The organism is Streptomyces sp. RG80 (assembly GCF_040446465.1).
GTDB lineage: Bacteria > Actinomycetota > Actinomycetes > Streptomycetales > Streptomycetaceae > Streptomyces.
The window spans coordinates 361,296-385,804 of the sequence record NZ_JBEAAJ010000007.1; the positions used below are offsets into that span (position 1 = coordinate 361,296).

The window sequence follows — 24,509 nt, forward strand, 5'->3', positions numbered from 1 at the left end:
TGAAGCACTGCTCGATCGCACCGCTCGATCGCAGAGATGCTTCGTCGCCCGTCGTCGTAATGAAGAGAGCACCGTGGCCGCCGACAAGATCGACACCATCGTCAGCCTGAGCAAGCGCCGTGGCTTCGTATTCCCGTGCAGTGAGATCTACGGCGGCCAGAAGGCCGCCTGGGACTACGGACCGCTGGGTGTCGAGCTCAAGGAGAACCTCAAGCGCCAGTGGTGGCGCTACATGGTGACCTCGCGCGAGGACGTCGTCGGTATCGACTCGTCCGTGATCCTGGCCCCCGAGGTCTGGGTCGCCTCCGGCCACGTCGCCACCTTCTCGGACCCGCTCACCGAGTGCACCTCCTGCCACAAGCGGTACCGCGCCGACCACTTGGAGGAGGCCTACGAGGCCAAGCACAACCGCCTCCCGGAGAACGGCCTGGCGGACATCAACTGCCCCAACTGCGGCAACAAGGGCCAGTTCACCGAGCCCAAGCAGTTCTCGGGTCTGCTGTCGACGCACCTCGGCCCGACGCAGGACTCCGGCTCGATCGCGTACCTGCGCCCGGAGACCGCACAGGGAATCTTCACCAACTTCTCGCAGGTGCAGACCACTTCGCGCCGCAAGCCGCCGTTCGGCATCGCCCAGATGGGCAAGTCGTTCCGCAACGAGATCACGCCCGGCAACTTCATCTTCCGCACCCGTGAGTTCGAGCAGATGGAGATGGAGTTCTTCGTCAAGCCGGGCGAGGACGAGAAGTGGCAGGAGTACTGGATGGAGCAGCGCTGGAACTGGTACACCGGCCTGGGCCTGCGCGAGGAGAACATGCGGTGGTACGAGCACCCGAAGGAGAAGCTCTCCCACTACTCCAAGCGCACCGCTGACATCGAGTACCGCTTCCAGTTCGGCGGCAACGAGTGGGGCGAGCTCGAGGGCGTGGCCAACCGCACCGACTACGACCTCGGCGCCCACTCCAAGGCCTCCGGCCAGGACCTCTCCTACTTCGACCAGGAGGCCCAGGAGCGCTGGACGCCGTACGTCATCGAGCCGGCCGCCGGTGTCGGCCGCGCGATGCTGGCCTTCCTGCTCGACGCCTACGTCGAGGACGAGGCCCCCAACGCCAAGGGCAAGCTGGAGAAGCGCACAGTGCTGCGCCTCGACCCGCGACTGTCCCCGGTGAAGGTCGCGGTCCTCCCGCTCTCCCGCAACCCGGAGCTGTCCCCGAAGGCCAAGGGCCTCGCCCAGGCGCTGCGCCAGCACTGGAACATCGAGTTCGACGACGCCGGTGCCATCGGCCGCCGCTACCGCCGCCAGGACGAGATCGGTACGCCGTTCTGTGTGACCGTCGACTTCGACACCCTCGAGGACAACGCGGTCACGGTCCGCGAGCGCGACTCGATGAAGCAGGAGCGCGTCTCCCTGGACCAGATCGAGGGCTACCTCGCCAGCCGCCTCATCGGCTGCTAGTCACCAAGGGTTCACGAAAACCCCGGTTCCGTAACAGACGTAACGGAACCGGGGTTTCGCCCATCCAGGGCGCAATCGCCTCCGAAGAGGTGGACATGCGCGGCCCGCAGGGGGTCGTGCGGTCTCTCACGGGGGCATTCATGCGCAAGCAAGCAGTCATCGGTGTGGCCACGCTCGCTCTGGCCGTCGGCACGGTCGGCTATGTGGCGGCGAACGACCAGGGCGAGTCCCCCTCGGGGATCTCCACCCAGTCCGGTGTCGCGGGCGGGCTGCCCGGCGCCGCGGGCGACCGCCTCAACGCGATCGGCCTCACCGGCGGTCAGCGTCTCGTCAGCTTCCGCGTCGACCGCCCGGGCCGCACCCTCCCGCTCGGCAAGGTCAGCGGCCTCAAGGGCGACAGCAGCCTGATCGGCATCGACTACCGCGTCCAGAACGGCAAGTTGTACGGCGTCGGCGACCGGGGCGGCATCTACACGATCCGCGAGATCGGCGCCAAGGCCACCAAGGTCTCGCAGCTGAGCGTGGCCCTTCAGGGCAAGAGCTTCGGCGTCGACTTCAACCCGGCCGCCAACCGGCTCCGCGTCATCAGCGACACCGGCCAGAACCTCCGCCACAACATCGACGACCCGGCCGGCGCTCCCGCGGCGGGCACGACCGCCACCGACGGCACGCTCACCAACCCGCCGGTCCCGCCCGCGACCACCGGCGCCACCGCGACGGGCGTGACCGGGGCGGCGTACACGAACAACGACCTGAACGCCGGGACGGCCACCACCCTGTTCGACCTCGACACCGCCCAGGACCGGGTCTCCGTGCAGTCCCCGGCCAACGCGGGCAACCTCGCCCCGACCGGGCAGCTGGGGGCCGACCTGCCGGCCGACTCCGGCTTCGACATCTACAGTTCGGCGAACACCGGCACCAACTCCGCCTACGCGGTGACGGGTTCACGTGCCTTCCGGGTCGACCTGCTGAGCGGCCGGGCCACGGCCACCGGCTCCTTCCCGAAGGGATGGCAGGTGGTCGACCTGGCGCTTCCGCTGAAGCAGGGCTGAGTGGTCCCCGTGCCGGCCGGTCGATTGGCCCTGTAACCGGTGGTGCGGCCACGGCAGGGTGAACGGCATGAGCCTCGCGTTCCTGCTGACCACCCTCGTCGTGGTCGCCACTCCCGGTACCGGTGTCGTCTACACCCTCGCGGCGGGCCTGTCGCGGGGGCGGCGGGCGAGTGTCGTCGCGGCGTTCGGCTGCACCCTCGGGATCGTGCCGCACATGGTGGCGGCGATCACCGGAGCGGCGGCGCTGCTCCACACGAGCGCGACGGCGTTCCAGGTCCTGAAGTACGCCGGTGTCGCCTATCTGCTGTGGATGGCGTGGGCGACACTGCGGGACCGTGAGGCGATAGCCGTCGAGGGGGACACCGCCCCCGTGTCCGCGGGGCGGGTCATCGTGCGGGCCGTGCTGATCAATGTCCTCAACCCCAAGCTGACGATCTTCTTCTTCGCGTTCCTGCCGCAGTTCGTGCCGTCGGGACAGTCGGGCGCGGTGCCTCGGATGCTGGTGCTGAGCGGGGTGTTCATGCTGGCGACCTTCGTGGTCTTCGCCGCGTACGGGGTGCTCGCGGCGTCGGTCCGCCGGCAGGTGATCTCACGCCCGCGGGTGATGGCATGGCTGCGGCGGAGCTTCGCGGGGTCGTTCGTCCTGCTCGGGGCGAAGCTGGCTACGACCCAGGCGTGACGGCCGAGGAACGATCGACCGGCGGGTGCGTCACGAGCTTCGTCCGGCTGCCCGCGAAGGCGGTCCTGAACTCCCGCGCGTCGATGTCGCGCCGCGCGAAGAGGCCGCGCTTGTCGACGTGGAAGACGAGGCGGTCGTAGGAGTCGACGACCTCGGAGAGACCGCCGTTGTGGAAGACGTCGCCCAGGGCGTGACCGCTGCGGCCCACGAAGTCGGGCAGCCCGCAGGGGCCGGTGATCGCCTCGACGAAGTCGTCGACCGTCTCGATCAGCCGGCCGCGCAGGTCGACCACGAGCTCCCGGGGCTCCCTCTTCTTCGGCACGGCCGCACCGTAGCCCCGCGGAACCCGGCCCCGGTACGGGTTTTCGTCACGCCGGACCGGGGTCCACCGTCGCCTGGTGTTCCTCCGCCAGGTGTTCCTCCGCCTTCAACCACGGCAGGAACTGCGCGTTCTTGCGCCAGCCGCAGGTGTCGCATCTGATCGTGCGCTGGGCGCCCTTGCGCTGCACCTGGACGACGTGTTCGCGTCCGTGCTGGTCCCAGCGGCTCACCTTGCTCGTGTTGATCTGCAACATGGCCTCGCCTCCGGCTAGGAGTGTGCAGCAAGACCAACATCAACAGGGGTATCTTCACGGCACGTTCGTCGTTCCTTGAACTGCCTCAGCCGACCGTCCGGGGCAACCGCAGGCTCAGCAGCCCCGTGAGGGCCACGCCCGCCAACTGCACCAGCAGCGTCGTCACCAGCGCGTCCCGCATGCCCAACCCCGGGATCAGGGACAGGAACAGGGTGCCGAGGGTGGCCACACCCAGGGCCAGGGCGGACTGCTGGGTGGTCACCATGACCCCGCTGCCCACCCCGGCCCGCGCGGTCGGTATCTCGGAGAGCACGATCCGGAAGATCACCGGGAGTTGGAGGGCCTGCCCGGCACCGGCGATCGCCGCTCCCGGCAGCAGTTCCAGCAGACCGAGGTCCGGCCAGGACCGCCACGCCGCCAGTGCCATCAGCCCCACGCCGACCGCCTGGATCCCGGCGCCCACCGTGACCACCCGTGTCCCGTACTTCGCCACCAGCCGCGGTCCCGCGAGCGAGACGAAGAAGAACGTCACCGCCATCGGCGCCAGCGCGAGCCCCGCCCGGACCGGGCCGAGGCCCGCACCCCGCTGCAACGCCACCGCGATCACGAACATGAAGCCGCTGAAGCCGATGGAGAACGGCACGATCATCACCAGCCCGCGCCGCAGCGACACCAGCCGGAACAGGCTCGGCGGCACCAGCGGCGTACGGCCCCGCCGGTCCGCGCCGCGCTCCACCGCCCAGAACGCCGCCGCCACGAACGGGAACGCCGCCAGCGACAGCCACGTCCACAGCGGCCAGCCCGCCGAGCGGCCCTCGGTCAGAGGGGCCAGCAGGGTCAGCAGGGAAAGGCCCAGCAGGACCGTGCCCGGGCCGTCCACCGGCTCCGGGTGCTGGGAGCGGGTCTCGGGCACCGCGCGGGCGGCCAGGAACAGGCCCACGAGGACGACCGGGACGTTCACCAGGAACACCGAGCGCCAGCCCGTACCCGCGATGTCGGCGGCGACCAGCACCCCGCCCAGGATCTGGCCCGCCACCATCGACAGGCCGGCCGTCGCGCCGTACAGGCCCATCGCCTTCGCGCGCCGCTGGCCCGAGGTCGCCGCCTGGATCGTGGCCAGTACCTGCGGCAGCATCGCCGCGGACGCCGCGCCCTGGGCGATCCGGGCCGCGACCAGGGTCCACGCGGTGGGTGCGAGCCCGCAGGCCAGCGAGGTCAGGCCGAAGGCCGCCATACCGCCGAGGAAGAGCCGGCGGCGGCCGAAGAGATCGCCGAGCCGGCCGCCGAGGACGAGGAGGACGGCGTACGCCAACCCGTAGCCGGAGACGACGAGTTCGAGGACCGATTCGCTCGCCGCGAGGTCCCGGCCGATGGTGGGCAGGGCGACGTTCACGATGAAGAAGTCGATGAGGGGCAGTGCCGCGCCGAGCAGCACGGTGAAGAGTCCGAGAGCGCCGAGCACGGGTGGCGCGCTCGCGGTGCGGACCTGGCGTGAGGTGGTGATGTCGGTGGTCACACGAACCAGCTTCCGCCTACCCTCAGACGGGTACCAGAGTGTGTTCATCCTGGTAGTAGGAGTACCTGGCAACAGGGTCCGATGGGCGGCACGCTGGAGGCATGACGACGATGGTCCAGGAGACGACGGCGGCCCCCGCGGACATCCGGCGGCACGAGCTCGCCGCCTTTCTGCGGCACCGCCGCGAGCACATCACCCCCGAGCAGGTCGGCCTGCCCCGCGGCCGCAGGCGCCGCACCCCCGGACTGCGCCGCGAGGAGGTCGCCCACCTCTCCGCGGTCGGCGTCACCTGGTACACCTGGCTGGAGCAGGCCCGGGACATCCAGGTCTCCGTACAGGTCCTGGACGCCCTCGCCCGCACCCTGCTGCTCGACCCGAGCGAGCGGGCCCACCTCTTCCAGCTCGCCGGGGCGGCTGACCCCACACCGGCCACCAGCTGCCCGTCGATCACGCCCGCGCTGCGCGAGATGCTCCGGCAGCTGGAGCCGATCCCGGCCTGTGTGCAGAACAGCCGCTACGACATCCTCGCCCACAACCGCACCTACGGCCTGCTCCTGTGCGACCTGGACGCGGTGCCGCCCGAGGACCTCAACTGCATGGTCCTGTGCTACACCAACGAGGACTGGGCCCGGTCGATCGTGCACCTGGAGGAGACCCGCCGGCTCATGGCCGCCCGGCTGCGCGCCGCCATGGCGAACCATCTCGCCGAGCCGGCCTGGAAGATGCTGCTGAAGCGGCTGCGCGCGGAGTCCCCGGAGTTCTGCGAGGCCTGGGACCGGCACGAGGTGGTCGCCCACCGCACCAAGCGCAAGGAGTTCCTCAACCCCTACGTCGGCCGCGTCTCGGTCATCCACACCGACCTGTGGCTCGGCCCGGACCTGGGCCCCCGCATGGTGACGTACACCCCGGCGGACGAGGAGTCCCGGGAACGCCTGGAGAAGCTGCACGCGATCGCGGTCGCACGGTCCGAGTGACGCGATGGCGTCCCGCCGGGTGGTGCAGCCGATCAGAGCGCCGGAATCCGCGGGTCGGGGACGGTGGTTCCGGCAGACGGCGTCCGACTCTCCCCGGCGGGAAGACTCGTGGACGGCGCGGCTCCGAAGATCGTCAGGGCCCTCGTACCGAGACGCGTAACGCTTGATCCCCTGCACCACGACACGGGACACGACCTCTGACGCACCGGCGCCGCCGGACTAAGCCCCGACCTCGGCAGCCTCGCGCACCTCGGCCGACTCCAGCCGTTCGGCGGTGCGCAGCGCGGTCCGGCGGGCCCAAGCCCCGCTCGTCACAGCCCCCAGCACCAGTACCGCGAACCCGCACCCGGCGATGATCCACCAGGCCGGTACCGAGGCGGAGACGAACGTGTCGGCGTACGAGGCCGAGCCCACACCTGCCACCAGCACCGCGCCGATCACCGCGACCCCGAGGGTCTGCCCCAGCTGCCGGCTGGTGGAGGCGACCGCGGCCGCGACCCCCGCCTGCGCCCGGGGCATCCCCGACACCGCTGTGTTGGTGATCGGCGCGTTCACGAACCCGAACCCGATGCCGAACAGCACGTACCCGATCAGCAGCGTGACATCGGAGGTCTCCGCGTCGAACGCGGCGAACAGCACCCCGCTCGCGGTGATCGACACCCCGGCCACCAGCAGCGGCAGCCGCGGCCCGTGCCGGCCGACCAGCCGCCCGGAGAGCGGGGCGCACAGGAACGTCGGCGCCGCGATCGGCAGCATCCACAGACCGGCGTGCAGCGCGTCCAGCCCGCGGACGTTCTGGAGGTACAGCGTCGACAGGAACAGGAAGCCGCCCAGCGCCGCGAACGCGCTGACCGCGATCACCGTGGCCCCGCTGAACGGCGCCGACCGGAAGAACCGCAGATCGATCAGCGGTTCGGTGCGCCGGGGCTCGTACACCAGCAGCCCGATCAGCGCGGCCAGCGCCAGCACGGCGTACGGCAGGACCGAGCCGAAGCCGGTGTTCGGGGCCTCGATGATCGCGTACGTCAGTGAGCCGAACAGCGCGATCACCAGGAGCTGGCCGACCGGGTCGGGGCGGCGGGCCTTGGGGGCGCGGGACTCGGGGACGAAGCGGAGGGTGAGCAGGAGGGCGGCGAGGCCGACCGGGAGGTTGATCCAGAAGATCGAGCGCCAGCCGACGGAGTCCACGAGCAGACCGCCCACGACCGGGCCCGCCGCCATGGAGATGCCGACGACCGCGCCCCACGCCCCGATGGCGCTGGCCCGCTCGCGGGGGTCCGTGAAGGTGTTGGTGATGATCGACATGGCGACCGGGTTGAGCATCGAGCCGCCCACCGCCTGGACCATGCGGAAGGCGATCAGCGCGTCCAGGTTCGGGGCGAGCGAGCACAGCACCGAGCCGATGGTGAAGACGATCAGGCCCGCGACGAAGACCCGCTTGCGGCCGAGCCGGTCGGCCGTGGAGCCGGCCAGCATCAGCAGCGAGGCGAGCACCAGGGTGTACGCGTCGATGGTCCACTGCATGCCCGAGGTACTGGCGTGGAGGTCGTGCTGCATGGACGGCAGGGCGACGTTCAGGACGGTGTTGTCGAGGCTGACGATCAGCAGGCTCATGCAGCAGATCGCGAGGACCAGCAGGCGCCGGCGGAAGCTGAGCTCGGGCATGGCGTCATCGTACGCCGGTATCGATAGTGCGTCTAACTAATGGTAGCTACAAGATCAGTCGGCGGGGCATCGGTCGCCGTACGCCACAATGGGGGAATGCCCACGACCGCGCCCACCTCGAACACGACCCTCCGGATCGGCCCGCACACCGTGCAGCCGCCCGTCGTCCTGGCCCCGATGGCCGGGATCACCAACGCGCCCTTCCGCACCCTGTGCCGGGAGTTCAGCGGGGGCAAGGGGCTGTTCGTGAGCGAGATGATCACGACCCGGGCGCTGGTCGAGCGCAACGAGAAGACCATGCAGCTGATCCACTTCGACGCGACCGAGAAGCCGCGCTCGATCCAGCTGTACGGCGTCGACCCGGCGACCGTCGGCAAGGCCGTCCGCATGATCGCGGAGGAGGACCTCGCCGACCACATCGACCTCAACTTCGGCTGCCCCGTGCCGAAGGTGACGCGCAAGGGCGGCGGCTCGGCGCTGCCGTACAAGCGGAACCTGCTGCGGGCGATCCTGCGCGAGGCGGTGAGCGGCGCCGGGGACCTCCCCGTCACGATGAAGATGCGCAAGGGCATCGACGACGACCACATCACGTTCCTCGACGCGGGCCGGATCGCGGTCGAGGAGGGCGTCACGGCGATCGCCCTGCACGGCCGTACGGCCGCCCAGCACTACGGCGGCACGGCGGACTGGGACGCGATCGCCCGCCTCAAGGAGCACGTCCCGGAGATCCCCGTGCTCGGCAACGGTGACATCTGGTCGGCCGAGGACGCGCTGCGGATGGTGCGCGAGACCGGGTGCGACGGGGTCGTCGTGGGCCGTGGCTGCCTGGGCCGCCCGTGGCTGTTCGCGGACCTGGTCGCGGCGTTCGAGGGCCGCACCGAGGACATCGCCCGGCCCTCCCTCCGCGAGGTCGCCGACGTCATGGTCCGCCACGCGACCCTCCTCGGCGAGTGGATCGGCGACGAGGCCCGCGGCGTCATCGACTTCCGCAAGCACGTGGCCTGGTACCTCAAGGGCTTCGCCGTCGGCTCGGAGATGCGCAAGCGCCTCGCGATCACCTCGTCCCTGGCCGAACTCCGCTCCGGTCTCGACGAGCTGGACCTCGACCAGCCCTGGCCGACCGGCGCGGACGGCCCCCGCGGCCGCACCTCCGGCAACAACAGGGTCGTCCTGCCGGACGGCTGGCTGAAGGACCCCTACGACTGCGCCGGCATCAGCGAGGACGCGGAACTCGACACGTCGGGCGGCTGAGGCACCCTCGACAGCGCCACGGGCCGACCCGACACTGGGCGGCATGGGGGACAGCGCGGTGTGGGTCGCGGCCTTCACCGGCGCTACGGCGGTGCTGGCGAGCTGGGTGACCAACCTCGGGAACGTGCGTGCCGCGAGAGCGCAGGCGGAGGCGTCGGCGCGGGCCCAACTGCGCGGCCGGGTCCGTGAGGTGCGCCGGGCGGCCTACCTGGACTTCATGGAACAGGCCCATGTCACCGGCGAGTTGTACTGGCAGGTCGGCTTCGACCTGGAAGTGCTCACCGACGCGGAGCGGCTCGCGGTGCGCCTCCACGACCTGCGCGCGGAGCTGCGGAGCGCCTACGACCCGCTGATGCGCAGTGCCCGGGTCGTGGTCCTCGAGGGCCCCGGCGACGCCGCCGAGGCTGCCGAAGCCGTACTGCGGGCGGTCGCGGACACCAACCGCACGCTGTGGCGGATCTCGCTCGGCGAGCCGGAGGCGCGAGCCCGCTTCGCCGCGGGACAACAGGACTTCACCGAGCGCCTGGAGCACTTCGTCGGGGTGGCGCGGGAGGCGATGCAGTCCCCGTGACCGTCAGTCCTTCGACGGGTGCGGGGTCGAGCCGTACGCCGTCAAGAAGCGGTCGCGGAAGGAACTCATCTTCCAGACCGGGGCGTCGCGGTCCGGCTTCAGGCCGTCGGTCCAGTTCCAGTTCGCCACCTTGTCCAGGACCTTCGGGTCCTTCGCCACGATCGACACGGGGACGTCCCGGCTGGCGTGGTCGCCGCTCACGCGGGCGATGGGCTGGTGGTCGCCGAGGAAGACGAGGACGGTGTCGTCGGTGCCGTAGCGCTCCAGCCACTGGGTCAGGGCCGTCACCGAGTACTGGATCGACTTGCCGTACTCCTCACGGGACTTGGTCGAGTCGGTGACGATGTCGCCGGGCTTTTTGCCGGCCTTCTGGATCGCGTCGAAGACCGAACCGTCGCCCAGGTCGTCCCAGTCGACCAGCTTCGGGATCGGCGCCCACGGCTGGTGGCTCGACGTCAGGATGACCTCCGACATCAGCGGCTTGTCGCGCTTCTTGCCGTGCACGAGCCGCTGGAAGGCCTCCAGGGCGTACTGGTCCGGCATTGTCGACCAGCTGAACTTCGGTCCCTGATAGCCGAGTTGGAAGGCGTTGTAGACCTTCTCCAGACCGTAGTACTTCGCCTCCGGCCAGCCCTTCTGGATACCCGGCATCACCCCGACCGTGTCCCAGGCGCCCGTCTTCCGGAACGCCTCGGTGAGGGTGAGATGGTCCCCCGACGTCACCGTGCGATACCGCTGCTGGTTGTCGATCCACAGCCCGGACAGGAACGTCGAGTGGCCCAGCCAGCTGCTGCCCCCGTACGTCGCCGACGTCAGCCAGCCGCTCTTGGCATGGAACCCCGCCTTCGCCAGCGCCTTGGTACGCGTCTGAAGCGTCGAGTCCACCCCCGGCGCCATGATCGGGTCCTCGATCGCACTGCGCCCGTAGCTCTCGATGAACGTGAAGATCACGTCCTTGCCCCGCAGATCGGGCACCAGCTCCGCACCCGGCGTCGCCCCGAACGTGTCCGCCTTCGCCTCCTTCGCGAACGCCGCCTCGTCCCGCACCGTGTCCGCCACCCGTCGCGCCTGGATCTTCAGCGCGTCGGCGGCCCGGTCCGAGGCGATGGGCGTACCGGCGATCTGGAGTCCGAGCGCGTAGCAGGTGATCCACGCCATCGCCGCGATGAGCGTGCCGCGGGCGGCGACCGGTCTGCTCGCCACCAGGACGTTGCTCAGCCGGACCATCGCCAGCGCCATCACCCCGACCAGCACCAGCACCAGCACGACCGCCCCCACGGCGGCCAGCACCGCGAACGTCCCGCCCATCGAGTCCGCGACATAGGACTGCGCGTCGTCCAGCAACTCCCAGTCAAGGACCAGGTTGAAGCCCCGCCCCAGATACTCCCGGAACCCCATGTCGAGCACGTTCAGCACGGTCAGCAGCCCGAGCCCCACCCCGGACACCACCGCCACGACCACCCGCGGCCGCCGCGGCAGCCACAACGCCGCGGCCGCCCCGAGAATCGCCTCGACGGGAATCCGCGTGAACCGGTCCGGTTGCAGCGCCCCGACCGCGTTCGGCAGCAACAACGCCCCGACGACGAGCACGGCGGCGAGTACGGTGATCGTCCAGCGCAGGATCGGCGGGCGGCGGGCAGCGGGCGCCTCGGGGACGACGTCGTCGTCGGTCGCGTCCGGCAGTTGCGGCGTGTGTGTGGAGGCAGACACCCGAAGGCCCTTCCGTACGAGACCTGGTGAGACGGCGGGTCCGACATGGGGTCTCGGACCCGCCGCTGTCCCGTACGGCACCCCGCCCCCGCCTGTTCACGGGTTCGGGCAAACACCGGGCAAACGGTTGGTTTTCTAGGCGCCCCCGACCGCGGTCAGCAACGCGAGCGGCGCCGCCGCGGACCGTGACTCCCGTACACACGCGTGCGGATACGGCACCGGCTCCCCGTGCGTCTCCCGCCCGTACCCCGCGATGACCTCCGGCAGCCGGTGCCCGGTCGCCGTCGCCGCGTCCACCAGCGCGTGGGCGACCGTGCGGGCCTCGTCGTGCAGCCCGTACCGCGCCAGCCCCAGCGTGATCAGCGCGTTGTCGTGCGGCCACACCGAGCCGCGATGGTACGAGAGCGGGTGGTACGCCGACTGCCCGGCCGCCAGCGTCCGCACCCCCCACCCGGAGAAGAAGTCCGGCTCCAGCAGCCGCCGCCCGACCGCCTCCCCGTACTCCTTGTCCAGCAGCCCCGACCACAGCAGATGCCCGGCGTCGGACGCCAGCGCGTCCACCTGGCGGCCCTCGCCGTCCAGCGCCAGCGCCGGGAACCCGAGGTCCCGCATCCAGAAGTCCCGCTGGAAACGGTCCCGCAGATCGGCCGCGGCCTGCTCCAGGAGCGCCGCGTACGTCTCGTCCGACCACGCCGTGCGCGCGACCCACGCCGTGCGGCGCAGCGCGTCGTAGGCGTAGCCCTGCGCTCCCGCGGCCATGACCGGGCCGGCGGCCCGGCTGCCGTCGGCGGAGCAGATCGCCCCGGGGGAGTCCTTCCAGTTCTGGTTGGCGAGGCCGCCCTGGTCGGCGCGGTACACGAGGTATCCGCGCGAGGTCAGCCCGCCGTGGTCCAGCATCCAGCCGACCGCGGCCCGGGCGTGCGGCTCCAGCCGGCGGGCCAGGTCGGCGTCCCCGGTCCGCTCCACGTACGCGCCCAGCAGCACCAGGAACAGCGGCGTCGCGTCCACCGAGCCGTAGTAACGCCCGTACGGCACCTGCCCGAAGTGCGCGAGCTCGCCGTGCCGTACCTCGTGCACGATCTTGCCGGGCTGGGCCACCGCGTCGGTGCCGGTCTCGGTCGCCTGGGTCGCGGCGAGCGCGGGGAGGGTGGCGGCGGCCAGCTGGGGGCGGTAGGGGAGGGCGAACAGCGAGGTGAGCAGCGCGTCGCGGCCCAGCAGGGTCAGGAACCAGGGCGCGCCGGCGGCCGGGACGCGCAGTTCCTCGCCGTCCGGGCCGGTCGCCGGGACCTGGAGCGAGGCGAGGTCGGCGAGGCCGCGGGCACAGGCGGCGGCCAGTTCGGGCCAGCCGGTCGGGAAGGCCACGCCCTCCACGAACTCGCCTTCCAGTGCCAGGAGTTGGGCGTTCAGCGCGGCCGGTGACTTCGGCACCCGCAGCGCCCGCTTGTCGCCGTGCGGCCGTGCGATGACGCGCAGGGTCAGTTCCGCCGTGCCGTGCGGCTCCAGCTCCAGCGTCCAGACCAGGCGCCGGGCTCCGGTACCGGTCTCCTCGACGCCGTCCGGAGCGGGCTCGGCCGTCACCGTCGTACGGGAGCGCCATTCGCCGCGCTGGTAGGTGAACTCCACGCCCGTGTCGAGGACCTCGCGGGAGCGGGTGGCTCCGGTCTTCGCGTAGGTGCGGTGGTCGGAGCGGAGTTCGAACTGGTCCGTGAAGTCGGCGTCGACGGTGAGCGCGAGGCGGACCGTGGTCGGCACCGGGCGGTTGCTGGTGAGGCGCAGCGACTCGACGAACGAGCCGTCGCCCACCGCCTGTTCACGGAAGACCGTGTACGCCGGTGGTTCCTGGCGGCCGCCGCGCGGGACCAGGACACAGCGGGCGGTGTCGCCGTCGGCGACGGGGGTGAGGGCCTCGGGCACGGCGCCGTCGAGAGTGAGCTGCCAGCGGCTCAGATGCCGGGCGTCGCGTACGAACAGCCCTTCCGGGGAAGGGGTGTTGGCGCCGCGGACGCCGCTGATGTCCCCGTTGTCGCCCACGGCCGCGAACGTCCCGCCGCGCACGAGCAGATGATGCCGGTCCGTCATTCCCGTTCCCCTCCCTGGAAGATGCCGGTGTGCAGCAGGTCGAGCGTGAGCGCGGCGGTCCAGCCGAAGCCGGTCGCCCCGCAGGCCTCGCCGGTGTACGGGTCGACGTACTCGGCGAAGTCGGTGGTGTCCGCGAGGTCGAGGACGGCCCGGCGCAGCGCGTCGGCGCGGCCTCGCTCGCCGTGGGTTCTCAGTCCCCGCTCCAGCAGCCAGGCGGTGTTGAACCAGGCCGGGCCGCGCCAGTAGCGGTGCGGGTCGAAGGCCTCGCCGAGGAGGTCGTAGCTGGGGACGAGGCGGGTGGTGCCGCCGAGGCCGAAGTGCTTGGAGGCGGTCGTACGGACGAGGGCCTCGACGACGTCCCGGGGGAGCGTCGGCAACAGGAGCGGGACGAGGCCGGAGACGGACCGCTCGGCGATCAAGGTCCCGCCGCGCACGTCGCGGGAGAGGAACATGCCCTCCGCCGGGTCCCACAGCCGGTCGATCAGTGTCGCCGTCAGGCGTTCCGCGCGCGCGTGGCGGGCCGTGCCGGGCGCGCCGAGTTCCCCGGCGATCCGGGCGAGGGCGTGCTCGGAGGCGATGAGCAGGGCGTTGAAGGAGGGGTCCTCGACCGCGAAGTCGCCCCCGCCGTCCGCGTACCCGCCGTCCCGGTACTCCGTCGCCAGCCGGACGTACCGCCCGTAGTCCAGGTCCGTCGGCCGGTCCTCCGGAGCCCCGTGGGCGAGGTCGGCGCGCCGGAAGGAGCGGGCCGGGGCGGGCGTGATGCGGCTCAGCGGCTCGTCCCAGCAGGGGCTGTTGTCCATGCCCTGCTCCCACGGGTGCACGACGGAGACGAGCCCGGCCCCGCCCAGGTCCCGGCGGTGCAGCAGATAGCGGTGCCAGGCCGCCAGCCGGGGGTACACCCGGGTGAGGAAGCCGCGCGCCCGGGACAGCCCCGGGTCCGCGCGGTGCACCAGCCACGCGGCCAGCGCGTGCACCGGTGGCTGCACGATGCCCGAGGTCTGTACGGTGCGCGGGGCGCCCGCCGCGCTTCCCGCGGTCGAGGAGCGCCAGAAGTCGGGGCTCGGGAAGTACGCGTCGAGCGGTACGGAGGGGTTGAACACGATGTGCGGGATGCGCCCGTCGCCCCACTGTGCGTCGAGCAGTGTCTCCAGCTCCGTCTGCGCCCGCAGCGGCGACAGATGCCTCAGCCCGATCGCGATGAACGCCGAGTCCCATGACCACTGGTGCGGATACAGGCTGCGCGAGGGCACCGTGGAGGTGCCGGTCCAGTTGTCCTCCAGCACGCGCGCGGCCCGGTGGTGCAGCGAGTCCGGGGGCGGGGGTGGATCGTATGCGAAGGCGCGTGCCGTGCGGCGGGTGGTGAGCTGGGCAGTGCGATCCACTCGGGGCTCCCCGAAAGACGTCCGGCCGACCGGTTCGGTCATGGCCACCGTAGAGTTACGTCTATTTAACACGCAAAACTCAATATGTAATGCAGAGTTGAGAAACACAAGGGGGTGCGCATGACCGGACGGGGTCAGGGAAGCGCCGGCGATCTGCTCGAACTGGTACGAAGCGGGCGCGCGATCACGCGCGGCGCGCTCCAGCAGGCCACCGGCCTCTCCCGTGCCACCGTCGGCCAGCGCCTGGACCGGCTCTTCCGCGCGGGCTGGCTGCGCGAGGGCGCCGGCGGTCCGGTGGACTCCCCGCTCGGCGGGCGCCCCTCGATCACGCTGGAGTTCGACGACTCCCATGCCGTAGTCCTCGCCGCCGACCTCGACACCCGGCACGCCCGCGCCGCCGTCCTGTCGCTCACCGGCGAGCTCCTCGCCGAGCACGGCGGCACCCTCGTCGTCGAGGACGGGCCGGACGCGGTGCTGGGGGAGCTGGGCCGCTGGTTCGCCGAACTGCTGGAGAAGGCGGGCCATCGCGCGGACGAGGTCTGCGGCATCGGGCTCGCGATGCCGGGGCCGGTGGACAGCGAGAGCGGCCGGGTCGTCCAGCCGCCGATGATGCCGGGCTGGGACGGCTACGACATAAGAGGCCGCCTCGCCAGATCCTTCACCGAGCACACGGGGGCACCCGCGGTCCCGGTCCTCGTCGACAACGACGCCAACCTCATGGCGTACGGCGAACAGCGCACGTCCTACCCCGACTGCTCGGCGTTCGTGCTGGTCAAGGTCTCCACCGGCATCGGCGCCGGGGTCGTCGTCGACGGCTCGGTCTACCGGGGCATCGACGGGGGCGCCGGGGACATCGGCCACATCCGGGTGGGCGCGGACGCGCTGTGCCGCTGTGGCTCCTACGGCTGTCTGGCCGCCGTCGCCAGTGGTGGCGCCGTGGCCCGCAGGCTGGCCGAGGCGGGGGTGCGCGCGGCCTCCGGTTCGGATGTGCGGGACCTGCTGACCGCCGGGCATCCGGAGGCGGCCGCGCTCGCCCGGGAGGCGGGACGGCAGGTCGGGGACGTCCTCGCGACCGTCGTGACGCTGCTGAACCCCGGGGTTCTGATGATCGCGGGCGATTTGGCCGGAACCCCCTTCCTCACGGGCGTGCGGGAACTGCTCTACCAGCGGGCGCTGCCTCGCTCCACCGCTCATCTGGAGGTCGTGACGTCCCGGCTCGGCGAGCGGGCGGGGCTGGTGGGGGCCGGCGCGCTGGTGGTGGAGCACCTGTACGCCCCTGAGCGGGTGGAGGAACGGCTGGCCGCGCTGGGTGTGTGACCGGCGTGTTTCGGTCCGAAGACCCGTCCGCATGGTGAAATCCGGTCGGCTGTGGCAGCGTGATTCTCGCCACCCTTGATAGGGGTAGCGCTCAGATGAGCATTTCAAGGTCGACTGCACTTCTCCAAGGGGTGGCACTCAGTGCCACCCCTTGATCGTTCATCGATCGAAATCAGACGTGTCGAATGCCGCTCAGATGAGCGAAATCCTCGGCGTTCGAGGGATGATGCGTTCAAGAAGTGAAAACACAAGCGCCCGCTCACTTGCCAAGCTTTGACTTTCGATCCACTGGCAGCCGGGTGGTTACAGGCGCATGACGCGCAGGTGGACCTCCCCAGACGCCTTCGATCTGGGTATGTTCCCCGTCGTCAGGGCAGCCACCGCGTCCTCGAGGGAGTCGAGACCCGTGTCGGAAAACAAAGATCCTCAGGTAGCGAAGTTCGTTTACGACTTCACCGAGGGAAACAAGGACCTCAAGGACCTCCTGGGTGGCAAGGGCGCCAACCTCGCCGAGATGACCAACCTGGGACTCCCTGTTCCCCCCGGTTTCACCATCACGACGGAAGCCTGCAAGGTCTACCTGGAGTCCGGCGAGGAGCCGGCGGCACTGCGTGACGAGGTGAGTGCGCACCTCGACGCTCTCGAGACCCGGATGGGCAAGAAGCTCGGCCAGGCCGACGACCCGCTCCTCGTCTCGGTCCGCTCCGGCGCCAAGTTCTCCATGCCCGGCATGATGGACACGGTCCTGAACATCGGCCTCTCGGACAAGTCCGTGAAGGGCCTCACCGAGCAGGCGGGCGACGAGCGGTTCGCCTGGGACTCCTACCGCCGGCTCATCCAGATGTTCGGCAAGACGGTCCTCGGCGTCGAGGGCGAGCTCTTCGAGGAGGCCCTCGACAAGGCCAAGGAGGCCAAGAAGGTCACGGTCGACACCGACCTGGAGGCCGCCGACCTCAAGAAGCTGGTCACCGCCTTCAAGAAGATCGTCAAGAAGGAGGCCGGCCGGGACTTCCCGCAGGACCCGCGCGAGCAGATGGACCTCGCCATCGAGGCGGTCTTCAACTCCTGGAACACCGACCGCGCCAAGCTCTACCGCCGCCAGGAGCGCATCCCCGGCGACCTCGGCACGGCGGTCAATGTCTGCTCGATGGTCTTCGGCAACCTCGGCCCCGACTCCGGCACCGGCGTCGCCTTCACCCGTGACCCCGCCTCCGGCCACCAGGGCGTCTACGGCGACTACCTCCAGAACGCCCAGGGCGAGGACGTCGTGGCCGGTATCCGCAACACGGTCCCGCTGGCCGAGCTGGAGTCGATCGACAAGAAGTCGTACGACCAGCTGATGCAGATCATGGAGACCCTGGAGAACCACTACAAGGATCTCTGCGACATCGAGTTCACCATCGAGCGCGGCCAGCTCTGGATGCTCCAGACCCGCGTCGGCAAGCGCACGGCGGGCGCCGCCTTCCGCATCGCCACGCAGCTCGTGGACCAGGGCCTGATCGACGAGGCCGAGGCGCTCCAGCGCGTCAGCGGCGCGCAGCTCGCCCAGCTGATGTTCCCGCGCTTCGACGAGGACGCCAAGGTCCAGCAGGTCGGGCGGGGCATCGCGGCCTCGCCGGGCGCCGCGGTCGGCAAGGCGGTCTTCGACTCGTACACGGCCGTCAAGTGGTCGCGTTCCGGCGAGAAGGTCATCCTGGTCCGCCGGGAGACCAACCCCGACGACCTGGACGGCATGATCGCCGCCGAGGGCATCCTGACCTCGCGCGGCGGCAAGACCTCGCACGCGGCCGTGGTCGCGCGCGGCATGGGCAAGACCTGTGTCTGCGGCGCCGAGGAGCTGGAGGTCGACACCAAGCGACGCCGGATGACGGTGCCGGGCGGGCATGTGGTGGAGGAGGGCGACCTCATCTCCATCGACGGTTCGAGCGGCAAGGTGTACCTCGGCGAGGTGCCCGTCGTCCCCTCCCCGGTCGTGGAGTACTTCGAGGGCCGGATGCACGCCGGTGCGCAGGACGCGGACGAGCTGGTCGAGGCCGTGCACCGGATCATGGCGTTCGCCGACCGCAAGCGCCGGCTGCGGGTGCGGGCCAACGCCGACAACGCCGAGGACGCGCTGCGCGCCCGTCGCTTCGGCGCCCAGGGCATCGGCCTGTGCCGCACCGAGCACATGTTCCTCGGTGAGCGCCGCGAGATGGTCGAGAAGCTGATCCTCGCCGACACCGAGGAGGTGCGCGAGGCCGCCCTTGCGGAGCTGCTGCCGCTCCAGAAGAAGGACTTCGTCGAGCTGTTCTCGGCGATGGACGGCCTGCCGGTCACGGTCCGCCTCCTGGACCCGCCGCTGCACGAGTTCCTCCCCGACATCACCGAGCTGTCGGTCCGCGTGGCACTCGCCGAGTCCCGCCAGGAGCCGCACGAGAACGAGCTCCGGCTCCTCCAGGCCGTACACCGTCTGCACGAGCAGAACCCGATGCTGGGCCTGCGCGGGGTACGCCTGGGCCTGGTGATCCCGGGCCTGTTCACCATGCAGGTACGGGCGATCGCGGAAGCGGCCGCCGAGCGCAAGAACGCCAAGGGCGACCCGCGCGCCGAGATCATGATCCCGCTCGTCGGCACCGTCCAGGAGCTGGAGATCGTCCGCGAGGAGGCCGACCAGGTCATCGCGGAGGTCGAGGCCGCGACCGGTACCTCGCTCAAGCTCTCGATCGGCACGATGATCGAGCTGCCGCGCGCCGCCCTGACCGCCGGTCAGATCGCGGAGGCGGCGGAGTTCTTCAGCTTCGGCACGAACGACCTCACCCAGACGGTGTGGGGCTTCAGCCGGGACGACGTGGAGGCCTCGTTCTTCACCGCGTACCTGGAGAAGGGCATCTTCGGCGTCAGCCCGTTCGAGACGATCGACAAGGACGGCGTCGGCTCCCTGGTGAAGCTGGCCGCCGAGGCGGGCCGCAAGACCCGCCCCGACCTCAAGCTCGGCGTCTGCGGCGAGCACGGCGGCGACCCGGAGTCCGTCCACTTCTTCCACGAGGTCGGCCTGGACTACGTCTCCTGCTCCCCCTTCCGGATCCCGGTGGCCCGCCTGGAGGCGGGGCGCGCGGCGTCGGAGTCGGCGGGCAGCGACCACCGCTAGGGCCTGACGGCCACCAGACCCCGGGACCGACGTCTGTCCCCGACCCTCAGTACCGATGGGCGTCGGTTCCGGATCACCACGAAGGGGCGTCACCCTGTGCGGGGGTGGCGCCCCTTCGTGTCCGGTGCCGCCGGCGGCTCAGCTGTCGCAGCCGACGCCGTCGTTGTCGCGGTCCAGGTGGGAGCCGTAGCCGGGCTCCCCGCGGTGGACGGGAGCGGCGCCGGCGGCGCGGGCCTCGGCGCAGTTGCCGTAGTACACGCTGCCGGAGCCGGAATCGGATCCGGAGTCGCTGTCCGCCTCTGCCTGTGCCGTGACCGTTTTGGTGACCTTGACCCTCACCGTCTCCGTGGCGGTGACCGTCGCGGCGGGCTCGGGCTCGGCGGTGACCGTCGCGGTCGCCGTCACGGTGGCTGTCGGCCGGGGCTTGGCGCTGACCGGCTTGGCGTCGCTCGTGTCCTGGTCGCCGCCCCCTATGCCGACGCCGACGAAGAGGGCGAGCGCGAGGGCGGGCAGGACGTATCGCTTGCGAGCCCACTTGGGAGCGGGGCTGCCGGCGGTAGGCGTGGTGTACGGGCTGTTCATGTCGTCCCCCCAGAGGTGTTACGTGAGGGATGACTGTATTGCCGTGACTCCAATTGTGAACGTGAAGTGTTGAATTCGTGACTATTGGGTGCCTGGCCTGTCATTGCATGCCGCGCCGCCTGTTCGCGACCACCAGTGCGCCGGCCCCGGCGAGCATCACGGACATGCCGGCGATCGCGAAGTAGGGCGTGGTGTCGTCGCCGCCGGTCTCGGCCAGGTCGGTGCCGCTCCGGTCCGCGGTGCCCGCCTGTTCGGCGTCGTCCGGGGCGGGTTCGAAGCCTGCCGGCGGCTGGTCGCAGCCGATGCCGTCGCCGTCGCGGTCGAGATGGGTGCCGTAGTGCTCGTCGCCCTCCGGGATGTCGGCGTAGCCGTTCTCGTACGCCTCGGTGCAGTTGGCGAAGGGGTGGTCGCCGTCGTGCGCCTCGGCGGCTGCGGGCAGGACGGCGAGGGCCAGCGCGGCGACGACGATGGCGCCGGGCTTGCGGAGCAGGTTCACGGCGGGTCCTTCCACGTTCGTGGTGCGATGAGGTGCCGAACGTAGTGGGGGACCGCAGTCATGGAGGCGGTGTGAAGGAGCCGTGATGCGAACGTGACGTGATCGGACGATTGCTCGCCGTATTCGGTCAACCGCGGTCGCCGGGCGCCCCGTTGTGAGGCGCCCGGCGAAGATTACGAGCGGAACGGTCCCGTCACCTCGTAGGTGATCCCGCCCGACGAACTCCCCGTCGTCCCCCGCTGGCTGGAGAAGTACAGCCGCGTGCCGTTCGGGGAGAACGCCGGGCCGGTGATCTCCGAGGACGACTGGCCGTCGATGCGCAGGAAGGGGGCGACCACGTCGTCCGGGGTGATCAGGCAGATCTCCATGTTGCCGCCGTCCTCCGCGACGAAGAGGTCGCCGGAGGCGGTGCCGGTGATGTTGTCGACGCCGGTCAGCGGGGCCGTCCCCGAGGTGACCAGGGAGTCGTCGTAGGCCAACTCGTACGTGCTGGACGTCAGGTTGAGCTGCCAGACGCGGTTGTCGCCCTTGGTGGTGAACCAGACCTTGTCGTCGGCGTAGTAGCAACCCTCGCCGCCGTTGAAGGACTTGGAGCCGGAGACCTGGGTGCGGGTCGAGGTCGGGGAGCCGTCCGGGTCGGGGACGTTCGCCCAGCTGTAGGAGCCCGAGGTGGCGGAGCCCGCGACCATCACCTGGAGGGTTCCGGCGGACAGGTTGCCCCAAGTCGTCGGTACGAAGCGGTAGAAGCGGCCGTTCGTCTCGTCCTCGGTCAGATAGACCACCTGGCGGACCGGGTCGGCGGCCGCCGCCTCGTGCTTGAAGCGGCCCATCGCCGCCCGCTGCACCGCCGCGTTCACACCCCAGGGGTCGGTCTCGTAGACATAGCCCCGGTCGACCTCCTCGCAGGACAGCCAGGTGTTCCAGGGCGTCCTGCCGCCCGCGCAGTTCTGCCGGGTGCCGGACAGCACCCGATACGCCGACGTGATCGTGCCGCTCGACGAGAACCGCACCGCGCTCGCGCCGCCGGAGGGATTGATCTCCGAGTTGGAGACGTAGATCCAGCCCGTGCCGTCCGCGTAACAGGCCCCGCCATCCGGGGCGTTGTGCCAGGTGTACGACGTCCCGCCGACCGTCTGGCCCGAGCGGGCGACGACCCGGCTGGTGAAGCCCGAGGGGAGTCTGATGCCGTTGGCGTCCGGCGAGCCGAGCGCCCCGTAGGGGCCCGTGCCGGGCTGGGCCGGCGCGGCGTACGCGGCGCCGCGCCACAGGGTGCCGCCGAAGACGGCGGAGGTGCCGCCGATGGCGGTCGCACGGAGGAAGGTACGACGTTCCACTGTCGCTCCAAGAGGTGCCGTGACCGTCCCGCCACCGGTCGGGGGCGGGGGGCGTGCGGGTGGGAACCTAGGCGAAGGGAATGGACATGTCATGACCGCCTCGTGAACTCGACGACTTCGGACTGGGTCGTGTGCGGCCGGTCGACGGCGGGGCGCATCGCGGGCAGGCTGGCGGCAGGCGCCGAAACCGGCGGGAAGGAGCCCGGCCATGTCCGGCTGGAACGAGCAGAGCGTCCCCGACCAGCACGGCCGCACCGCTGTCGTCACCGGAGCCAACAGCGGCATCGGCTACGTCACCGCACGCGAACTGGCCCGCAGGGGTGCCCGGGTGGTGCTCGCCTGCCGGAGCGAGGCGCGGGGGACCGAGGCGGCGGGACGACTGGCCGCCGAAGTTCCGGGCGCCGACGCGGAGTTCGCCCGCCTCGACCTCGGAGACCTGGGCTCCGTACGGGAGTTCGCGCGGCACCTCCCGTACGACCGGCTCGATCTGCTGATCAACAACGCGGGCGTGATGGCGCTGCCGTACGGGACGACCGTGGACGGCTTCGAGACGCAGTTCGGCGTGAACCACCTCGGCCACTTCGCGCTGACCGGACTGCTGCTGCCCGCGCTGCTAGATACGCCGGGCGCGCGCGTGGTGACCGTCTCCAGCTCGACGCACGCGCTGGCCAACATCGACATGGACGACCTCAACAGCGAGCGGCGGTACCGCCGTTGGGTCGCCTACGCCCGCTCCAAGACCGCGAACCTGCTCTTCACCCACGAGCTGGCCCGCAGGCTCGTGGCCCACGGCTCGGACGTGATCGCGGCGGCCGCGCACCCGGGATACGCGGCCACCAACCTCCAGACGGCCGGTCCCCGCATGGCGGGCCGCCGCTTCACCGAGCGCTTCATGGCGGTCGGCAACAGGTACTTCGCCCAGTCGTCGGAAACCGGCGCTCTCCCCACCCTGCACGCCGCCACCGCCCCCGACCTGCCCCCCGACTCCTACATCGGCCCGTCCCTCACGGCCTGGCGCGGCACCCCGGGCCCGGCCTGGCGGGCGCCGTGGACCCGCAACGACCGCGCGGGAGAGCTTCTTTGGGCCGCTTCCGAGCGGCTCACCGGGGTGTCGTACGACGTTCTGAAGGCCTAGGGACAGAGGGCCGTCGGCCGGTCCCCGAGCTCACCGGTCACGGATGGTGGACCGTCGATGTCCTGGCGCCGGCCGCGCCCGAAGGGGCGCGGGGAACCGCGCGACCGGCCACGATGGCGCCGCGGACGAGCCACGGCCCTTTTGGCGGAGCGTTCACGCCGTCTTGCCGCTGTCCACCACCAGGTCCGTGCCCACCACGGACGCGGCGTCGTCCGAGGCCAGATACAGGACCGCGGCGGCGATCTCGGCCGTGGCGGAGGCGCGGCCGAGCGGCACCGAGTTCTCCATGCGCTCGGCGCGCTCGGCCTCGGTCTCGCCGGGGAGCCGGGACATCTCGGTCTCCACGGGGCCGGGGCTGACCGCGTTGATGCGGACCCCGTCGCCGATGTGGTCGCGTGCGGCGCCCCGGGTGAGGACGGAGACGGCGGCCTTGGTGGCGGCGTACGCGGTGGCGCCCGGGTGGCGGGCGTGGACGCCGAAGATGGAGGCGATGTTGACGATCGCGCCGCCGGAGGGCTGGGTCCGCATCTGGCGGACCTCGGCCTGGAGGGCGTGGAAGACGCCGGTGACGTTGATGTCGAGCTGTTCGGCCCAGTCGGACTCCGACAGGTCGGCCAGCGGCTGCCCGCCCCGGAAGACGCCCGCGTTGTTGACCGCCACGTCGAGGGAGCCGAAGCGGTCGACGGCGGCGGCCACGACGGCCTGGACGTCGGCGGCACGGGACACGTCGGCGGTGAGGGCCAGCGCCTTGCCGCCCACCTCCTCGATCAGCCTCACCGTCTCGTCGAGCGGTTCCTGACGTCGTCCGGCCACGACGACCTGCGCGCCCTCGGCGGCGAACGCCAGCGCGAGGGAACGGCCGATGCCGGAGCCGGCACCGGTCACGAGGACGGTCCTGTCGTGGAATCGAGTGCTGGTCATGATCTCCCCTTATTCTAGACCGATCGGTTCAGTATGGCGCCAAATAAAAAACGGCGGCCCCCGGCATACGGCTGCCCTCAGTCGGCGGCTGCCCTCAGTCCAGCAGCGCCAGCGCCTGTTCCGCCGCGTCCCGCGCCCGCGCCGGGTCCGGGGACGCCTTGCCCACCACCTTCAGGCCCTGGAGCAACACCAGCAGCATCCGGGCGAGGGCGAGCGGATCACGGCCCGCGTCGAGCTCGCCCTGGGCCCCGGCGCGGACCAGCGCCGAGTGCAGCACCGTCTCCATGTGGTCCCAGTTCCGCTCGACCTGCCGTGCGGCGGCCGGGTCGTGCGGGGCGAGCTCGGCCGCCGTGTTGGTGATGAAACAGCCGTTCAGGCGCAGGTTCTCGGCGGTGGCCTCGGCCGCGTACCGCCGGACGAGCGCGCGCACCGCGGGCAGTACCGGACCCGGCCGGGACAGCTCCCCGAGCAGGTCCGGGAGCTGCTCCTGGTAGCGCTCCAGCGCCTTCAGATACAGCTCGTGCTTGTTGCCGAAGGTCGCGTAGATGCTGGCGCGGCCGATGCCGAGGTGCTCGACCAGGTCGGACATGGACGTCGCCTCGTAGCCGCGCCGCCAGAACAGCTCCAGAGCTGCCTGCAGCGCGGCCTCGGGGTCGAACTCCTTGGTCCTGGCCATGGGGAGGAGCC

Annotated in this window: 21 protein-coding genes; 9 read left to right on the top strand and 12 right to left on the bottom strand. The window is 71.0% G+C overall.

Annotated features, from left to right (window positions below; genetic code table 11):
- Positions 1-73 precede the first annotated feature (73 nt).
- The 3 genes from ABKA17_RS25385 to ABKA17_RS25395 all read left to right on the top strand — a co-directional run bounded on the left by ABKA17_RS25385 (position 74) and on the right by ABKA17_RS25395 (position 3,187).
- Positions 74-1,456: a glycine--tRNA ligase gene (locus ABKA17_RS25385; RefSeq protein ID WP_353694521.1), complete on the top strand. Its 1,383-nt coding sequence runs from the start codon at positions 74-76 to the stop codon at positions 1,454-1,456.
- Between the two features lie 140 nt (positions 1,457-1,596).
- The gene (locus ABKA17_RS25390) at positions 1,597-2,508 is read left to right on the top strand and encodes a DUF4394 domain-containing protein (protein WP_353694522.1); all 912 of its coding nucleotides are present in this window, start codon (positions 1,597-1,599) and stop codon (positions 2,506-2,508) included.
- 67 nt (positions 2,509-2,575) lie between these two features.
- A complete protein-coding gene (locus ABKA17_RS25395; protein WP_353694523.1) occupies positions 2,576-3,187 on the top strand; it encodes a LysE family translocator in 612 nt (203 codons plus the stop codon).
- On the opposite strand, the gene ABKA17_RS25400 is transcribed toward ABKA17_RS25395, so the two are convergent.
- The 3 genes from ABKA17_RS25400 to ABKA17_RS25410 all read right to left on the bottom strand — a co-directional run bounded on the left by ABKA17_RS25400 (position 3,171) and on the right by ABKA17_RS25410 (position 5,326).
- Entirely contained in the window at positions 3,171-3,509 is a 339-nt protein-coding gene (locus ABKA17_RS25400) for a hypothetical protein (protein ID WP_353694524.1), read from the bottom strand. The genes ABKA17_RS25395 and ABKA17_RS25400 overlap by 17 nt on opposite strands.
- A 46-nt stretch (positions 3,510-3,555) precedes the next feature.
- Complete coding sequence (locus ABKA17_RS25405) at positions 3,556-3,762, bottom strand: hypothetical protein (RefSeq protein ID WP_353694525.1); 207 nt, start codon at positions 3,760-3,762, stop codon at positions 3,556-3,558.
- 85 nt (positions 3,763-3,847) lie between these two features.
- The gene (locus ABKA17_RS25410; RefSeq protein WP_353694526.1) at positions 3,848-5,326 is read right to left on the bottom strand and encodes an MFS transporter; all 1,479 of its coding nucleotides are present in this window, start codon (positions 5,324-5,326) and stop codon (positions 3,848-3,850) included.
- 53 nt (positions 5,327-5,379) lie between these two features.
- Between ABKA17_RS25410 and ABKA17_RS25415 the strand changes: the two genes are divergently transcribed.
- Positions 5,380-6,252 (top strand): helix-turn-helix transcriptional regulator, encoded by an 873-nt coding sequence (locus ABKA17_RS25415; RefSeq protein WP_353694527.1) that lies wholly within the window; start codon positions 5,380-5,382, stop codon positions 6,250-6,252.
- Between the two features lie 219 nt (positions 6,253-6,471).
- On the opposite strand, the gene ABKA17_RS25420 is transcribed toward ABKA17_RS25415, so the two are convergent.
- Positions 6,472-7,917, bottom strand: a complete 1,446-nt coding sequence (locus ABKA17_RS25420) for an MFS transporter (protein ID WP_353694528.1) — start codon at positions 7,915-7,917, stop codon at positions 6,472-6,474.
- A 96-nt stretch (positions 7,918-8,013) separates the two neighbouring features.
- On the opposite strand from ABKA17_RS25420, the gene dusB reads away from it, so the two are divergent.
- Both dusB and ABKA17_RS25430 read left to right on the top strand, forming a co-directional pair.
- Positions 8,014-9,168, top strand: coding sequence for a tRNA dihydrouridine synthase DusB (gene dusB / locus ABKA17_RS25425; RefSeq protein WP_353694529.1), 1,155 nt, complete (start codon positions 8,014-8,016; stop codon positions 9,166-9,168).
- A gap of 43 nt (positions 9,169-9,211) precedes the next feature.
- A complete protein-coding gene (locus ABKA17_RS25430; protein WP_353694530.1) occupies positions 9,212-9,739 on the top strand; it encodes a hypothetical protein in 528 nt (175 codons plus the stop codon).
- A 3-nt stretch (positions 9,740-9,742) separates the two neighbouring features.
- On the opposite strand, the gene ABKA17_RS25435 is transcribed toward ABKA17_RS25430, so the two are convergent.
- From ABKA17_RS25435 to ABKA17_RS25445, 3 genes are all read right to left on the bottom strand, one after another.
- Positions 9,743-11,449: an alkaline phosphatase family protein gene (locus ABKA17_RS25435; RefSeq protein WP_353694531.1), complete on the bottom strand. Its 1,707-nt coding sequence runs from the start codon at positions 11,447-11,449 to the stop codon at positions 9,743-9,745.
- A gap of 135 nt (positions 11,450-11,584) precedes the next feature.
- Positions 11,585-13,528: an amylo-alpha-1,6-glucosidase gene (locus ABKA17_RS25440; protein ID WP_353694532.1), complete on the bottom strand. Its 1,944-nt coding sequence runs from the start codon at positions 13,526-13,528 to the stop codon at positions 11,585-11,587.
- Positions 13,525-14,910 carry an MGH1-like glycoside hydrolase domain-containing protein gene (locus ABKA17_RS25445; protein ID WP_353694533.1) on the bottom strand — a complete coding sequence of 462 codons (1,386 nt, stop codon included), beginning with the start codon at positions 14,908-14,910 and terminating at the stop codon, positions 13,525-13,527. The genes ABKA17_RS25440 and ABKA17_RS25445 overlap by 4 nt, the downstream gene beginning before the upstream one ends.
- 120 nt (positions 14,911-15,030) lie before the next feature.
- Here ABKA17_RS25445 and ABKA17_RS25450 point away from each other — a divergent pair, with 120 nt between their 5' ends.
- Both ABKA17_RS25450 and ppdK read left to right on the top strand, forming a co-directional pair.
- Positions 15,031-16,227 (top strand): ROK family transcriptional regulator, encoded by a 1,197-nt coding sequence (locus ABKA17_RS25450; RefSeq protein WP_353694534.1) that lies wholly within the window; start codon positions 15,031-15,033, stop codon positions 16,225-16,227.
- 406 nt (positions 16,228-16,633) lie between these two features.
- On the top strand, positions 16,634-19,354 hold the full coding sequence (gene ppdK / locus ABKA17_RS25455) for a pyruvate, phosphate dikinase (RefSeq protein WP_353694535.1): 2,721 nt from the start codon (positions 16,634-16,636) through the stop codon (positions 19,352-19,354).
- Positions 19,355-19,492: 138 nt separating this feature from the next.
- Here ppdK and ABKA17_RS25460 read toward each other — a convergent pair whose 3' ends face one another.
- From ABKA17_RS25460 to ABKA17_RS25470, 3 genes are all read right to left on the bottom strand, one after another.
- On the bottom strand, positions 19,493-19,936 hold the full coding sequence (locus tag ABKA17_RS25460; protein WP_353694536.1) for an excalibur calcium-binding domain-containing protein: 444 nt from the start codon (positions 19,934-19,936) through the stop codon (positions 19,493-19,495).
- A gap of 100 nt (positions 19,937-20,036) precedes the next feature.
- Complete coding sequence (locus tag ABKA17_RS25465; RefSeq protein ID WP_353694537.1) at positions 20,037-20,432, bottom strand: excalibur calcium-binding domain-containing protein; 396 nt, start codon at positions 20,430-20,432, stop codon at positions 20,037-20,039.
- 173 nt (positions 20,433-20,605) lie between these two features.
- Entirely contained in the window at positions 20,606-21,766 is a 1,161-nt protein-coding gene (locus tag ABKA17_RS25470) for an alkaline phosphatase PhoX (RefSeq protein WP_353694538.1), read from the bottom strand.
- A gap of 208 nt (positions 21,767-21,974) precedes the next feature.
- Here ABKA17_RS25470 and ABKA17_RS25475 point away from each other — a divergent pair, with 208 nt between their 5' ends.
- Positions 21,975-22,901, top strand: a complete 927-nt coding sequence (locus ABKA17_RS25475) for an oxidoreductase (RefSeq protein ID WP_353694539.1) — start codon at positions 21,975-21,977, stop codon at positions 22,899-22,901.
- Positions 22,902-23,054: 153 nt separating this feature from the next.
- On the opposite strand, the gene ABKA17_RS25480 is transcribed toward ABKA17_RS25475, so the two are convergent.
- Both ABKA17_RS25480 and ABKA17_RS25485 read right to left on the bottom strand, forming a co-directional pair.
- Positions 23,055-23,822 carry an SDR family NAD(P)-dependent oxidoreductase gene (locus tag ABKA17_RS25480; protein WP_353694540.1) on the bottom strand — a complete coding sequence of 256 codons (768 nt, stop codon included), beginning with the start codon at positions 23,820-23,822 and terminating at the stop codon, positions 23,055-23,057.
- Positions 23,823-23,916: 94 nt separating this feature from the next.
- Complete coding sequence (locus ABKA17_RS25485) at positions 23,917-24,498, bottom strand: TetR/AcrR family transcriptional regulator (RefSeq protein WP_353694541.1); 582 nt, start codon at positions 24,496-24,498, stop codon at positions 23,917-23,919.
- Positions 24,499-24,509: the final 11 nt, after the last annotated feature.